This is a genomic window from Xanthomonas sp. 1678, from assembly GCF_031455575.1.
Taxonomy (GTDB): Bacteria; Pseudomonadota; Gammaproteobacteria; order Xanthomonadales; family Xanthomonadaceae; genus Xanthomonas_A.
The window spans coordinates 225,802-239,491 of sequence record NZ_JAVDSZ010000002.1 but is presented as its reverse complement, the minus strand read 5'-3'; the positions used below and the strand labels follow the sequence as shown (position 1 = coordinate 239,491).

Sequence of the window (13,690 nt, the reverse complement as noted above, 5' to 3'; positions counted from 1 at the left end):
CCTTACCGGCCGCACACGCGCCAGGCACAGCACGACCTATCCCGACCGGGTCGGCTGGGCTACGCCGCCTCGCCCAGCAGATACCCCTGCCCGCGCACGGCGCGCAGCGGCAGCGTCGCCGCGGTCGCGGCCGTCACCCGTGCGCGCAGCCGGTGTACCAGCACCTCCAGGCGGTGCGGATCGAAATCCCACGGCGCATCGGTGACCGCGGCGATCAGCGTGTCGCGGTCGACCGGCGCGCCGCGTTGCGCGAACAGCACCTTCAGCAGTCCACGCTCGGCCTCGGTCAGCGCCAGCGTCCGCGCGCCCGGCGCGAACAGCGTCCAGCCGTCGTCGCTCAGCCGCCAGTCCTGCACGGCCGGCGCCGCGGACGGTGCCGCAGGCTGCAGGCGCCGGCGCAGGTTGGCCAGCGCCGCGATCAGCAGTTCCACGTCCAGCGGCTTGACCAGGTACAGGTCCGCGCCCTGCATCAGGCCGCGGGTCATGTCGGTGTTCGCGCCGCGGCCGGTCAGCATCACGATGCCCGCCTGCGGCACGATCTGCCGCAGATAGCGCGCCACCGAATAGCCGTCTTCGCCCGGCAGCCCGACGTCCAGCACCACCAGATCGCAGACATCGCCCAGCAGGTGCCGGTACAACGCCTCGGCGCTGCCGAAGCCGAGCACCTGGGCACCTTCGTGGCGTAGTTCGTCGACGACGATCGCGCGCAGTTCGGGGTCGTCCTCGACCACCGCGATCCGCACCCCGGCCAGCACCAGCCCCGGCGACGCCGTCATCGCCGGCACGTCCCTGACGGCGCCAGCCACGCATACGCGGCGCCCTGCAAACGGCAAGCACACGCCACGCGCTAGCCCTCCACGCCTTTCGCGCCCGCCAGCGCGGGCGGCTGCGCCTGCCCATGCGGGAAGCTCAGCACGAACGCGGCACCGGCACCGGTCTCGGCGTCGACCCAGATGCGCGCGCCATGCCGCTGCATCAGCCCGTTGGCCATCGCCAGGCCGAGCCCGGTGCCATGGCCGACCGGCTTGGTGGTGAAGAACGGCTCGAAGATCTTTTCGCGCAGGGCCGCGGGAATGCCCGGGCCGGTATCGCGGCACTGCAGCCAGGCTTCGCCGCCGACGCGCCGGCCGTGCAGGGTCACGGTGCCGCCGTGTTCCATCGCATCGTCGGCATTGGCGACCAGGTTAAGCAGGATCAACTCCAGCTGCTGCCGGTCGAAATGCACCTGCAGCCCGGGCGGCACCTGCACCTCCAGCGCGATGCCGGGCTTGAGCGCCTGCTTCAGCAGCGGCCGCAACGTCGCCACCAGTTCGCCGAGATCCAGCGTCTCGGCCTGGGTCTCGTCCTGGCGGCTGAAGCTGAGCAACTTCGCGCTGAGCGCGGTGGCGCGCCTGGCCGCCGACTCGACCCCGTCGAACGCCGCGGCGATCGCCGGCGCGTCGCCGGCGCGGCGTCCCTGGCGCACGTAGCCCAGCACCAGGCTCAGCAGATGGTTGAAATCGTGGTTGAGGCCGGAGGCGAGCCGCGCCACCGCCTCCACCTTCTTGGCGTTCACCAGCTGGTCTTCGATCCGCTGCCGCTCCTCCACTTCGCGCCGCAGCGTGTCGTGCGCGAGACCGAGTTGCTCGGCGCGTACCTGCACCTCGCGCAGGCTCTGCCGCAACGCGGCCGAGGTGCGGTCCAGCACCACCGCGATCAGCAGGAAGATGACGCCGCTGATGACCGCATCGCCGATGACGTCCTGCGGCTCACCGTTGCCGATGTCCACATAGGTCCCGAGCGCGAACGACAGCGCGACGGCGGCGAACATCGTCCACAGCGCCGGCCGCCCCACCGCCAGCGCGGCGATCGCCATCGGCACCACCAGCACCGGCTGCTCGAAGCGTTGCCCACCGAATCCGCTGGCGGCATGGCTGGCCAGGACCGAGACCGCGAACACGCCCAACATCTGGTAGGCGGCCCAGCGGAAGCGGCCGAAACGGATCAGCACCACGCCCAGCAGCGCGACCGCACTGAACAGCGCGCTCAACGCCAGACTGGTCAATTCGCCGGGACGCCACGCCACCGGCACCGCGATCGCGCGATACAGCCACGCAGCGACAGGCAGGGTCCCGAACAGCAACAGCACCACCTGGAACATCGGCGCATTGCGCAGATCCACCGGGTCGGCGATCGGCACCGCACGCAGCCATCTGGCCGGGCCGTGCAGCACTCGTTTGAACGTCCCACCGCCTTGCATCAGCACCGCCAACAACTCCTCCCCTCGCACCCCTGCATGCCCAGTATGCGACGATTGCGTAGCGGACGCATCTTCGCGCTCATCGCGCGCGCGCGATCGCCGTCATCTTGGCGACATGCGGCCGCATGCAGGCGCACGCGGCATGTCGCGGCGCAGGGCATGGTAACGGTATTGCGCAGCGCCAGCGGCCGGTGTGCGGCAACGCGCAGACGCATTTTCTGCCGTTGCGACACGGCGACGTCGTGCGCTCGCCGCTCGGCCATGCGGCGCTGCCGGCACGACATCTCTTTCAGCTGATCAGCACCCTCGGCAGCGCCGCCTTCGCTGCATTGCCGCGCTTGGTGCCCTTCGCCATGACCACCGAACGCCGACGTCCATCGGTGCCCATGACTTGTTGCACGCGGCAGGCGCGCAGCGTTGGGTTGCAATCGGGCTCCTGCTGCAGGAGCCCGCCATGTCCCTTCGCCATCTTGCGCTGTGCGCGCTGCTGGGCCTGAGCGGCGCCGCCGCGGCGGCCGACGACGAAGCAGCGGTGCGCGCCGCCGATGCGCGCTACTGGCAGGCCTACAACGCCTGCGACATGCGCACGATGGGCGAACTGCTCACCGACGACGTGGAGTTCTACCACGACAAGACCGGCCTGACCGCATCGAAGGCGGCGGTGCTGCGATCCTTGCGCGATGGCCCCTGCGCCGACCCGGCGATGCACCTGCGTCGCGACGCGGCCGCCGGCGACGTGCAGTTCCATCCGCTGGCCGGCGGCTTCGCGCTGCTGGCGGGCACGCATCGCTTCCACTTGCAGCGCAACGGTGAGCCCGAGCGTCTGGACGGGCAGGCCGAATTCACCAATCTCTGGCAGTCGGTGGACGGACATTGGCGCATGCGCCGCATCTACAGCTACGCGCACGCCGCGGCGGCGTACGTGCCGCCCACCACGCAGCTGCGCCTGGCACCCGAGGTCCTGGCCGGCTACGCCGGCGACTATCGCGGCGCGCGCGTGGGCGACATCCGCGTCGCCGTGGAAGGCGACCACCTGAAGCTCAGCGCCGGCGCACTGGTGGTGACCCTGCACGCCGAATCGCCGACCCGCTTCTTTGCCATGGAACGCGACCTGCGCTTCGTGTTCGCGCCGGCGGCGGACACGGGCACACGCCGGTTGACCGTGTACGAGAACGGCGCCGTGGTCGAGACCGCGCAGGCGCGGTGACGCAGCCGCAGTAGCGCCGGGGCGCCGCTGCGCGAAGTCCAGCATCCGTTGACGACAACGAGATCGCCGCGCAGGCGTTGCAGGCACGCGCCGCCTTCGCCCGTCGCGGCCGTCATGGCCGATGCAGCACTGACACCTCGATGAAGTCGGCCGAGCTTCTTTTCAGGTAGACCTGATACGTGCCGTGTCCGGCAACCGGCACATCGAAATTGTCGCCCGGCGACAGCCCTGCCCGCTCGACCGGCGCACCCTCGCGTGGCGTCGCCCGCAACCGCGTCCCCGCGCCGTCCTCGCCGCGCGTCGCGTTGGTCACCGTCAGCGCGCCATCCCAGAGGACGCGGCTGTCGCCCGGCAACAAGCCGAACGCGATCAATGGCGAACTGGGCGCCGGCTTGCAAGCGGCGGCCTGCGCTTCGGCTAGGCGCCGTTCCAGCGGCTTGACCTCCACGTACTGCACGAACCCGTAGGTGCCGCCGACCAGCACCAGCACCGCCGACACCTCGGCGGCGGCGCGCTTGAACGACAACGTCTGCCACCATTTCTGCGCAGGTGGTTGCGGCGCCTGTCGGTTGGTTCGGGCCATACGCCACGCTATCGGCGCCGCGCGGGGTTGTCTGCCAGCAACGCTTGCGCTGCCGATCGCGGAGCCGTTCGTCTACATGGCGATCCGCCACAGCGCGCACGCCGCTCGAAGCATTGGAATCGCACCGATCTCACATGGTGCCGCCGCCACGGCGAATCCAAGACGCGGCTCCAGCTACTTCGACAGGGCGCTACGTCTTGCGCCACGCACAGGGCAATGCAGCCGGGATTGGAGATTGGGAACTCGATCCTGCGGCGCACGCTCGGCCGCCTGGAACCAGGCGCGGACCATGTCGCCGATCGCGCCGCGCACGACCACACGCCACCGATGCTGCGCCGCAACTTGACGCGGCGAGAGCGCTTGGCGAACCTTGGCGTGTACTTTCGAAATAATTTTCGCAATCCGAAACACGCTTGTCAAGCGACACCATCCGGCCGGTTCGGCAAGCTTGCGACGTACGACGGCCACCAGGAATGTGCAGATGACCAAGACGATCTCCCCAGGCGCGCTGGACCCCGCCGCCGCCGACGGCGACGAGGCCGCGGCGGACAAGAAGCTGCGCAGCACCGTGCAATCGCTGGCCAAGGGCTTCCGGGTGCTCGAGGCGTTTTCCTCCGAGCACGAGGAACTGTCGCTGAGCCAGATCGCGGCGCTGGCCAAGCTCGACCCGGGCACCACGTTCCGCATGCTCAACACGCTGGTCGAACTCGGCTACGTGAGCCGCATTCCCGAAAGCCGCCGCTTCCGGCTGACGCTGAAGGTGCTCGACCTCGGCTTCCACGCCATCGCCCGCCGCGACCTGCGCAGCGTGGTGCGCCCGTTGCTGCGCGCGCTGGTCAGCGACGTCAACGAAGCGGCCAGCTTCGCCGTGCTGCAGGGCCCGGACGTGCTCTACATCGAACGGGTCCGCGCCGGCATCACCCGGCTGGGCGTGGACATCCGCATCGGCACCACCGTGCCCAGCACCCGCACCGCGATCGGCCTGGCCATGCTCGCGCACCTGTCGCCAGAGGAAGTGACCCGGGTGACGGGGGTGAACGTGCACGCGCCGCACGCGCCGGAGATCGCCGCCATGCTCGGCACCTTCGAACGCATCCGCCGCGACCGCCACGTGATCCTCGACTCGATGCTGACCGAGGGACTGCGCGTGCTGGCGGTGCCGGTGCTGGATGCCGACGACTATCCGCTCGGCGCGATCAGCGTCGCCGCACCGTCGGTGCGCACCAGCCATGACGAACTGCTACGCACCGCCCTGCAACCCACCCTGCTCGCGGCCAAGGACATCGCCTTCGCGATCCAGGCCAGCGGGAGTATCGCCGTGACCGCACCCAGCACCTGACCGCCCGGGCGCCCCGCCCGGTTCCCCTGCAATCCGACCGCTTCGTGGACGCTCCGGCGCCCGCGCCGGGTTCTTCTTGTCCTGTGAGAGGCAGCAACGATGCTCATGCCCACCACCGCCGCCCCCGCCACTGCCGCACGTTCGCTGCCGCCCGCCGAGGCGCAGGCGCAGATCGGCGCCCGGCTCGAACGCCTTCCCGTCACCCGCCAGGTGTGGTGGGCACGCAACATCGTCGGCGCCGCCACCTTCTTCGACGGCTACACGGTGATCGCCATCGCCTACGCGATGCCGGTGCTGGCCAAGGAGTGGCAGCTGACGCCGGCGCAGATCGGCATGATCCTGTCGGCCGGCTACCTCGGCCAACTGCTCGGCGCGGTGTTCTTCGGCTGGCTGGCCGAGCGCGTCGGCCGCCTGCACGTGCTGCTGTTCACCATCCTGCTGTTCGTGTCGATGGACGTGGCCTGCCTGTTCGCCGGCAGCGCCGCGGCGATGATGGCGTTCCGCTTCATCCAGGGCATCGGCACCGGCGGCGAAGTGCCGGTGGCCAGCGCCTACATCAACGAACTGATCGGCTCCAAGAAGCGCGGCCGCTTCTTCCTGCTGTACGAGGTGATGTTCCTGCTGGGCCTGGTCGCCGCCGGCGGCATCGGCTACTTCCTGGTGCCGGCCTACGGCTGGAAGGCGATGTTCATGGTCGGGTTGATCCCGGCGGTGGTGATGATCCCGCTGCGCTTCTTCATGTTCGAGTCGCCGCGCTGGCTGGCCTCCAAGGGCCGCTACGACAAGGCCGATGCGATCGTGTCCGAACTGGAGCGCAGCGCCGAGCGCCGCCATGGCCCGCTGCCGGCGCCGGTGTTCGACCGCAACGCGCTGCCCAAGGCGCAACGTTCGGACTGGCGCGAACTGTTCGGCAGCGTCTACCTCAAGCGCACGCTGGTGATCTGGTGCCTGTGGTTCTGCTCCTACCTGGTGGCCAACGGCATCATCACCTGGCTGCCGACGCTGTATCGCCAGCATTTCGGGTTGCCGCTGCAGCAGAGCATCGCCTACGGCTTCCTCACCTCGCTGGCCGGCGTCGCCGCCGCGGTGGTGTGCGCGCTGTCGATCGACAAGGTCGGACGCAAGCGCTGGTACGTCATCGCCTTCGCCGCGGGCAGCGTTCCGCTGCTGGCGCTGGCGATGCTGGGCGGCACCTCGGCGCTGCAGGTGCTGGTGTTCGCGGCGCTGGCCTATGCCGCGGTGCAGACCATCACCTTCTCGCTGTACCTGTATTCGGCCGAGCTCTACCCCACCCGCATCCGCGCCATCGGCACCGGCCTGGGCAGCGCCTGGCTGCGCCTGGGTTCGGCCAGCGGCCCGCTGGTGGTCGGCGCGGTCATCGCCGGCATCGGCCTGCGCTACGTGTTCGTCGCCTTCGCCGTCGTGCTGCTGGCCGGCGCGGCGGTGACGCTGCTGTGCGCGCTGGAAACCAAGGGCCGATCGCTGGAAGAACTCTCGCCCTGAGCGCATCGGCTGCAGTACCCGCCCACACCGCACGCATCCCTCCGGAGGCCCGTTTACTAGCGCCTCCACGCACCACCCCCACGTCGGACGCTGCGTTCGACTCCATCCCCCGTTGATCCGAAACAAGAGGAAAAAACCCCATGAGCAACATCGACCTGAAAGGCCTGGTTCCCGCGCCCGTCACCCCGTTCACCCGCGACGGCGCCGTCGACTATCCCGCGATCAAGCGCATCGGCAAGTGGCTGGGCGGCATCGAGGGCGTCAAGGGCCTGACCGTGCTCGGCCACGCCGGCGAAGGCACGTTCCTGGAGCGCGACGAGCAGGCCAAGGTGATCGAGGCGTTCCGCGATGCGGTCGACGCCCGCATCCCGATCATCGCCGGCATCACCCTGGAAGGCACCCGCGTCGCCGCCGACGAAGCCAAGCGCGCGGTCGCCGCCGGCGCCTCGGCCGGCCTGATCTATCCCTCGCACGGCTGGCTGCGCTTCGGCTACCAGAAGGGCGCGCCGCAGGACCGCTACAAGGCCATCCACGAGGCCAGCGGCCTGCCGATGATCCTGTTCCAGTACCCGGACGTGACCAAGGCCACCTACGACCTGGACACGCTGCTGGAGATCGCCGCGCTGCCGGGGGTGATCGCGATGAAGAACGGCGTGCGCAACATGAAGCGCTGGGACACCGAGATCCCGGTGTTCCGCAAGGAGCGTCCGAACGTGCCGGTGCTGACCTGCCACGACGAATACCTGCTGCACACCATGTTCGACGTGGACGGTGCGCTGGTGGGCTACGGCTGCATCGCGCCGGAGCCGCTGATCGAGATGATCGCCGCCGGCAAGGCCAAGGACTACGCCAAGGCGCGCGCCCTGCACGACCGCCTGCTGCCGGTGACCAAGAGCGTCTATCACCGCGGTTCGCACATGGAAGGCTCGGTCGCGCTGAAGTGGGCGCTGGCCGCGCGCGGCCTGCTCGACCACGCCACGGTGCGTTCGCCGCTGCTGCCGCTGGCCGAAGGCGCCGACAAGGAAATCGCCGACGCGATGGCCGCCGCCGGCCTCGGCAAGGTGGCCTGACCCAGGCAGTCCGATCCAGTCCGATGGGCCGCGCCGCCGCGCGGCCCATCCGTGGCGACGATGGCGCGCGCTTCGGCGCCGCGCAACGTACGTGCCGCCGCGACTTTGCCGGTCCTCCCACGAGCCTGCGCAATGCCGTGTCCGCTTAGCGACGGACGCGACGCTGTCCTGCGGCTCCACGACCGGACGCTGTCTTCCCTTCGCGCACCGCCGCGACACCGCGCCCCTGCCGCGCACGTCCGCCGCGTGCATCGCCTCGTCCGTGGAGCGTCCCATGTCCCGATCGCGTTCTTTCGTTCCATTTCTCACGCTGGCGGCCTCGGCCACGCTGTCCGCCAGCGCCGCTGCTGCCGATACCGACAGTTGGCTGGGCGAACACGGCATCGCGCCGCGTTTCGTCTGGTCCAACGACTATGCGCGCAACGCCAGCGGCGGGCTGGCGCGCGGCGATCGCAACGCCGGCGGCGTGGTCGCCGGTGCCGACCTGGATCTGGAACGCCTGTTCGGCATTCCCGGCGCCACCGTGCACGCGACCGGCGCCTGGTACTACGGCGACAGCCTGTCGCAGCGCCAGATCGGCAACGCGGTCAAGGTGCAGGGCTACTGGTATCCGCAACAACAGGCGCAACTGGCGCAGTTCACCTGGGAGCAGGCGTTCGCCGGTGGCCGCTGGCAGCTGGTTGCCGGGCGCATGAACACCACCTGGCAGTTCGCCCGCAGCCGCTACGGTTGCCGCTTCGTCGGCGCCTCGGATTGCCCGTTCCAGCTGAGCCAGGCCGATGGCGGCTTCGTCGGTTTTCCCTACGTCAACTGGGGCGCGAAGCTGCGCTACAAGCCCGATGCGCGCTACGTCTCGGTCGGCGCGTTCGAACTCAATCCGCAACGCAAGAACAGCAACGGCTTGGACTGGAGCACCGCCGACAGCAACGGCGTGCTCGGCACGCTGGAGGTCGGCTACGAACCCGATCCGGCGCGCGGCCAGGGCGCGCCGCGCTACGTGGCCGGCGTCTGGTACAACTCGGCCGACTACGCCGACCTGCGCTACAACCGGACCGGCGGATTGCGCGGCCTGTCCGGCGGACCGGCGCGCATGTACGACGGCGGGCGCTGGGGCGCCTACCTGATGGGCGAACGCGCGCTCTACCGGCCGCAGGGCATGGCCAGCAAACGCATGCTGGTCGCGTTCGGCAACATCGCCGCGCCGCTGGATGCGCGCCAGGTGTACGACCTGCAGCTCACCGCCGGCCTGTACTACGCCGGCCCGTTCGACTCGCGCCCGAACGACGGATTCGGCGCCATCGCCAACTACTACCGCTTCAGCGCCGACCAGCAGGGCTACATGAACGACCTGCTGCGCAAGCGCGGCGCCGCGCCGGGGATCTCGCGCAACGAGACGATCCTCGAACTCAACTACAGCTATCGCGTCGCACAGTTGCCGCTGTCCCTGGTCCCGAACGTGCAGTACATCGTCAATCCCGACATCCTCGGCAACACCGCCGCACGCCGCGCGCCGGACAACGCGCTGGTGATCGGCCTGCGGGTGATGGTCAACATCGGCGGATTGGGCACCCCGAAGTGAAGCGCCTGCGGGCTTGAGCGAAGAAGGCGGCGCAAGCAGCGACACGGGACCGATCGCCATGTCTTCGCCACGCGCCGGCAACGGCGCGCATTGGTCTGCGCGCAGGCGCAGCCCCGCTGCAGTCCGTAGCAGCAAACGAACTACCCGCTGAACGGCCACCTTGAAGAACACCGCGGCCGGCATTAAATGTACATCTGAACATTTATGCGGACGCACACCCGGACATGAGCGCCAAGCCACCCCCGCGCCCCCGCGGCCGCCCGACCAGAGACCGGGCCGACGGCCGCCAGGCGCTGCTGTCGGCGGCGACCGGCATCTTTGCCCGGTATGGCTTCGACCGCGCCGACATCCGCACCATCGCCGCGGCCGCAGGAGTGAGCCCGAACCTGGTGCGCGTGCATTTCGGCAGCAAGGCGCAGCTGTGGAGCGCCTGCGTGGAGCAGCTCTCGCATGCCCTGCGGCCCCGGCTTGCAGCGATGGCGCAACTGACCGAACACGACGGGCGCGCGCTGCTGCAGCGGCTGACCGACGCGATCCTGATCATGGCCGCCTTCTACGAGACCAACCCGGCAGTGCGCGACTTCGTCGCGCGCGTGGTCTCCGAAAGCCCCGAGCGGGCCGCCGTGGTCACCGAGCAGTTGCTGCGCCCTGCCTACGCGGCCGGGCATGCACTGGTGCTTGCAGGAATCGAGGCCGGCATCGTGAAGGCGACGCATCCGGCGCTGTTCTTCGTGCTGCTGAACAGCATGCTGAGCCAGCCGCCCGAGTTCCCGCAGCTGCTGGCGCGGCTGGCCCCGGAAATCGGCGCCGCCACGGCGCGGACGCGGCTGGTCGAGACCGTCCTCGCCACCCTGCTGCATCCCCCGCACAGCGATGCCGGCGCCCCGCCGCTCGCCACGCTGCGCTCCCCACAGGAAGGCACCCCATGACCGACGCAATCCCGCAACCGCGCTCGCTGCCGCTGCTCGGCAATTTCCACCACCTCGATGGCGATGCCCCCGTGCAGAGCCTGATGCGCCTGGCCAAGGTGCACGGCCCGATCTTCCGCCTGAACAGCGGTCCGCTGTCGCTGACCGTGCTGAGCGGGCAGCGCCTGGTGGACGAGGTCTGCGACGAAACCCGCTTCGCCAAGAAGTTGCACCGCCCGCTCGAAGCGCTGCGCGACCTCGGCGGCGACGGCCTGTTCACCGCCTACAACGACGAACCCAACTGGGCCAAGGCGCACCGGCTGCTGATGCCGGCGTTCGGCCCGATCGGGGTGCGTTCGATGTTCGAGCGCATGGAGGACATCGCCGAACAGATGCTGCAGCGCTGGGAACGGTTCGGGCCGGACGCGGCGATCGACGTGGCCGACAACATGACCCGGCTGACGCTGGACACGATCGCGCTGTGCGCCTTCGATTACCGCTTCAACAGCTTCTACCAGAACGAGATGCACCCCTTCGTCGCGGCGATGGTGGGCGCGTTGGCCGAGGCCGGAGCGCGCGCGCGCCGCCCCGACCTCGCCAATCGCCTGCTGGCACCCGGCCGGCGCCGTTACGAGGCCGACCTGGCGATGATCCGCAGCGTCGCCGACACCTTGATCGCCGAGCGCAGGGCCGACCCGGACGCGGCCTCGCGCGACGATCTGCTCAACCTGATGCTGTACGGACGCGACCAGGCGAGCGGCGAAGCGCTGTCGGACGAGAACATCCGCTATCAGCTGGTGACCTTCCTGATCGCCGGCCACGAGACCACCAGCGGGCTGCTGTCGTTCGCGCTGTATCTGCTGCTGCGCAATCCGGCAGCGCTGGCGCGCGCGCGCCAGGCGGTGGACACCGCGCTGGGCACGCAGCCGCCGCAGGTCGAGGACCTGGCCAAGCTGCGCTACATCGAGCAGATCCTGCAGGAAACCCTGCGGCTGTGGCCCACCGCGCCGGCGTTCGCGGTCGCGGCGCGCGAAGCGACCACGCTGGCCGGCCGCTATGCGATCGCGCCGCAGGACACCCTGCTCGTGCTGATTCCCGGCCTGCATCGCGACCCGGCCGTGTGGGAGGACCCGGAAGCGTTCCGGCCGGAGCGCTTCGCGCCCGAGGCGGCCGAGCGGCTCCCGCCCAATGCCTGGAAACCGTTCGGCAACGGCGCGCGCGCCTGCATCGGGCGCGGCTTCGCGATGCAGGAGGCGCAGCTGGTGCTGAGCATGATCCTGCAGCGCTTCGACCTGGACCAGGTCGATCCGAACTATCAGCTCGAGGTGGCGGAAACGCTGACCTTGAAACCGGACGGTTTCCGCATCCGCGCGCGCCGGCGCGACGCCGTCGCCCTGCGCCGCCGCAGCGCGGTGCCGTCCGCGCCGCAGAAACCCCTGGCGCCGGCGGCGACGCCGGCAGCCGACGGCACCGCACCGGGCACGCCGCTGCTGGTGCTGTACGGCGGCAATTCCGGCTCCTGCGAAGCGTTCGCGCAGCGCATCGGCGGCGACGCGGCGGCGCAAGGCTATGCGCCAGTGGTGGCGCCGCTGGACGACTACACCGGCCACTTGCCCCGCGACGGCGCAGTGGTGGTGGTCGCCTCCTCTTACGAAGGCCAGCCGCCGGACAACGCGCGCCGCTTCGTGGACTGGATCGAGACGCTGCCCGCCGGCGAACTGGCCGGCGTGCGCTACACCGTGTTCGGGTGCGGCAACCGGCAGTGGGCGCGCACCTACCAGGCGATTCCGAAGCGGATCGATGCCGCATTCGAAGCGGCCGGCGCCGCGCGCTTCAAGCCCCGCGGCGAAACCGATGCCGGCGGCGATTTCTTCGGCGGTTTCGACGCCTGGTACGCCGGATTGTGGCCCGACCTCGGCCAGGCGCTGGGGAAGGCGACCACGGCGCAGACCGCGCACGCGCTGCAGGTGGACATCGTTCCCTCCACGCGCCTGGGCGCGTTGCGGCTCACCGAGCTCGACCAGGGCCGCATCGTCGAGAACCGCGAACTGGTCGACATGGCCGCGCCGTTCGCGCGCTCCAAGCGCCACATCGAGATCGCCCTGCCCGAGGGCATGCGCTACCGCACCGGCGACTATCTCGCGGTGCTGCCGCGCAACCCCGCCGCGCAGGTCGAGCGCGTGCTGCGGCGCTTCGGCCTGGCCAGCGATACCCAGGTGCTCATCGGCAAGCGGCCCGGCGCCGCGTCCGCCCTGCCCAGCGGCTATCCGGTGGCGCTGGCCGAGGTGCTCACCGACTACGTGGAACTGGCGCAACCGGCGACCCGCGCGCAGGTGGCGCAACTGGCCGCCACCACGCGCTGCCCGCCCGATCGCGACGCGCTGCAGGCACTGGCCGCCGAGCCGGCCTACGCCGACGAGGTCCTCGCCAAGAAGACCAGCCTGCTCGATCTGCTGGAACGCTTCCCGGCCTGCGAGCTGTCGCTGGGCGCCTTCCTCGACGCGCTGCCCGCGTTGCGCGCACGCCAATATTCCATTTCTTCCTCGCCGCTGCGCGACCCTGCGCAGTGTTCGCTGACCGTGGCCGTGCTCGACGCGCCGGCACTGTCCGGGATCGGGCGCCGCCGCGGCGTGGCTTCCACCTACCTGGCCGGCCTGGGCGAAGGCGCGCCGGTCTCGGTCGCGGTGCGGCCGTCGCAGGCCAGCTTCCACCCGCCGGAGGATCCGGCCACGCCGATCATCCTGGTCTGCGCCGGCAGCGGCATCGCGCCGTTCCACGGCTTCCTGCAGGAGCGCGCGATCCAGAAAGCGGGCGGCCGCGACGTCGGCGAGGCGTTGCTGTTCTTCGGCATCGATCATCCCGACGTCGACTATCTGTACAGGGAGGAACTGCAGCGCTGGCGCGACATGGGCGTGGTCGATGTGCGCCCGGCCTTCTCGCAAGCGCCGCAGGATGGCGTGGCCTATGTCCAGCACCGCCTGTGGCAGGACCGCGCGCAGGTGTCCGCGCTGTTCCGGCAAGGCGCCACCGTCTTCGTCTGCGGCGACGGCGAACGCATGGCACCGGCGGTACGCGATACCTTCGTGCGGATCTATCGCGAGAGCATGGACGTCAGCGCCGAGGAGGCCAACGCCTGGGCCGACCGCATCGAACGCGAACACGGCCGCTATGTGGCGGATATTTTCTCGTGACGGCTGCCGCGCCACGGACGGCGCAGCAGGCAGGCGACACAGGCGCGTCGCTGCGAGCGACGATCCGGCGC

General features: G+C 70.2%; 11 protein-coding genes. 7 read left to right on the top strand and 4 right to left on the bottom strand.

The window, feature by feature from the left end; translation table 11 throughout:
- Nucleotides 1–59: 59 nt before the first annotated feature.
- The 3 genes from J2Y70_RS04220 to J2Y70_RS04210 all read right to left on the bottom strand — a co-directional run bounded on the left by J2Y70_RS04220 (nt 60) and on the right by J2Y70_RS04210 (nt 2,708).
- On the bottom strand, nt 60–776 hold the full coding sequence (locus tag J2Y70_RS04220) for a response regulator transcription factor (RefSeq protein ID WP_309913704.1): 717 nt from the start codon (nt 774–776) through the stop codon (nt 60–62).
- Nucleotides 777–847: 71 nt separating this feature from the next.
- Complete coding sequence (locus tag J2Y70_RS04215) at nt 848–2,239, bottom strand: ATP-binding protein (RefSeq protein ID WP_309914688.1); 1,392 nt, start codon at nt 2,237–2,239, stop codon at nt 848–850.
- Between the two features lie 289 nt (nt 2,240–2,528).
- Nucleotides 2,529–2,708: a hypothetical protein gene (locus tag J2Y70_RS04210; RefSeq protein ID WP_309913702.1), complete on the bottom strand. Its 180-nt coding sequence runs from the start codon at nt 2,706–2,708 to the stop codon at nt 2,529–2,531.
- On the opposite strand from J2Y70_RS04210, the gene J2Y70_RS04205 reads away from it, so the two are divergent.
- Nucleotides 2,694–3,446, top strand: coding sequence for a DUF4440 domain-containing protein (locus tag J2Y70_RS04205; RefSeq protein ID WP_309913699.1), 753 nt, complete (start codon nt 2,694–2,696; stop codon nt 3,444–3,446). The two genes, J2Y70_RS04210 and J2Y70_RS04205, sit on opposite strands and share 15 nt — an antisense overlap.
- Before the next feature lie 112 nt (nt 3,447–3,558).
- Here J2Y70_RS04205 and J2Y70_RS04200 read toward each other — a convergent pair whose 3' ends face one another.
- On the bottom strand, nt 3,559–3,972 hold the full coding sequence (locus J2Y70_RS04200; protein WP_309913696.1) for a hypothetical protein: 414 nt from the start codon (nt 3,970–3,972) through the stop codon (nt 3,559–3,561).
- A gap of 538 nt (nt 3,973–4,510) precedes the next feature.
- Between J2Y70_RS04200 and J2Y70_RS04195 the strand changes: the two genes are divergently transcribed.
- The 6 genes from J2Y70_RS04195 (at nt 4,511) to J2Y70_RS04170 (ending at nt 13,619) form a co-directional block, all read left to right on the top strand.
- Nucleotides 4,511–5,368, top strand: coding sequence for an IclR family transcriptional regulator (locus J2Y70_RS04195; RefSeq protein ID WP_309913694.1), 858 nt, complete (start codon nt 4,511–4,513; stop codon nt 5,366–5,368).
- A gap of 105 nt (nt 5,369–5,473) precedes the next feature.
- Nucleotides 5,474–6,871 (top strand): MFS transporter, encoded by a 1,398-nt coding sequence (locus J2Y70_RS04190; protein WP_309913691.1) that lies wholly within the window; start codon nt 5,474–5,476, stop codon nt 6,869–6,871.
- Nucleotides 6,872–7,011: 140 nt separating this feature from the next.
- A complete protein-coding gene (locus J2Y70_RS04185; protein WP_309913688.1) occupies nt 7,012–7,941 on the top strand; it encodes a dihydrodipicolinate synthase family protein in 930 nt (309 codons plus the stop codon).
- Nucleotides 7,942–8,215: 274 nt separating this feature from the next.
- Nucleotides 8,216–9,520, top strand: a complete 1,305-nt coding sequence (locus tag J2Y70_RS04180) for a carbohydrate porin (protein WP_309913687.1) — start codon at nt 8,216–8,218, stop codon at nt 9,518–9,520.
- A 224-nt stretch (nt 9,521–9,744) separates the two neighbouring features.
- Nucleotides 9,745–10,449, top strand: coding sequence for a TetR/AcrR family transcriptional regulator (locus tag J2Y70_RS04175; RefSeq protein ID WP_309913684.1), 705 nt, complete (start codon nt 9,745–9,747; stop codon nt 10,447–10,449).
- Entirely contained in the window at nt 10,446–13,619 is a 3,174-nt protein-coding gene (locus J2Y70_RS04170) for a cytochrome P450 (RefSeq protein WP_309913681.1), read from the top strand. The genes J2Y70_RS04175 and J2Y70_RS04170 overlap by 4 nt, the downstream gene beginning before the upstream one ends.
- Nucleotides 13,620–13,690 lie beyond the last annotated feature (71 nt).

Excerpts from the sequence above, each read along its gene's own strand:
- J2Y70_RS04195 (WP_309913694.1), top strand. The coding sequence starts at position 4,511 with ATGACCAAGACGATCTCCCCAGGCGCGCTGGACCCCGCCGCCGCCGAC.
- J2Y70_RS04210 (WP_309913702.1), bottom strand. The coding sequence starts at position 2,708 with ATGGCGAAGGGACATGGCGGGCTCCTGCAGCAGGAGCCCGATTGCAAC.
- J2Y70_RS04215 (WP_309914688.1), bottom strand. The coding sequence starts at position 2,239 with ATGCAAGGCGGTGGGACGTTCAAACGAGTGCTGCACGGCCCGGCCAGA.
- J2Y70_RS04185 (WP_309913688.1), top strand. The coding sequence starts at position 7,012 with ATGAGCAACATCGACCTGAAAGGCCTGGTTCCCGCGCCCGTCACCCCG.
- J2Y70_RS04180 (WP_309913687.1), top strand. The coding sequence starts at position 8,216 with ATGTCCCGATCGCGTTCTTTCGTTCCATTTCTCACGCTGGCGGCCTCG.
- J2Y70_RS04175 (WP_309913684.1), top strand. The coding sequence starts at position 9,745 with ATGAGCGCCAAGCCACCCCCGCGCCCCCGCGGCCGCCCGACCAGAGAC.
- J2Y70_RS04190 (WP_309913691.1), top strand. The coding sequence starts at position 5,474 with ATGCCCACCACCGCCGCCCCCGCCACTGCCGCACGTTCGCTGCCGCCC.
- J2Y70_RS04220 (WP_309913704.1), bottom strand. The coding sequence starts at position 776 with ATGACGGCGTCGCCGGGGCTGGTGCTGGCCGGGGTGCGGATCGCGGTG.
- J2Y70_RS04170 (WP_309913681.1), top strand. The coding sequence starts at position 10,446 with ATGACCGACGCAATCCCGCAACCGCGCTCGCTGCCGCTGCTCGGCAAT.
- J2Y70_RS04205 (WP_309913699.1), top strand. The coding sequence starts at position 2,694 with ATGTCCCTTCGCCATCTTGCGCTGTGCGCGCTGCTGGGCCTGAGCGGC.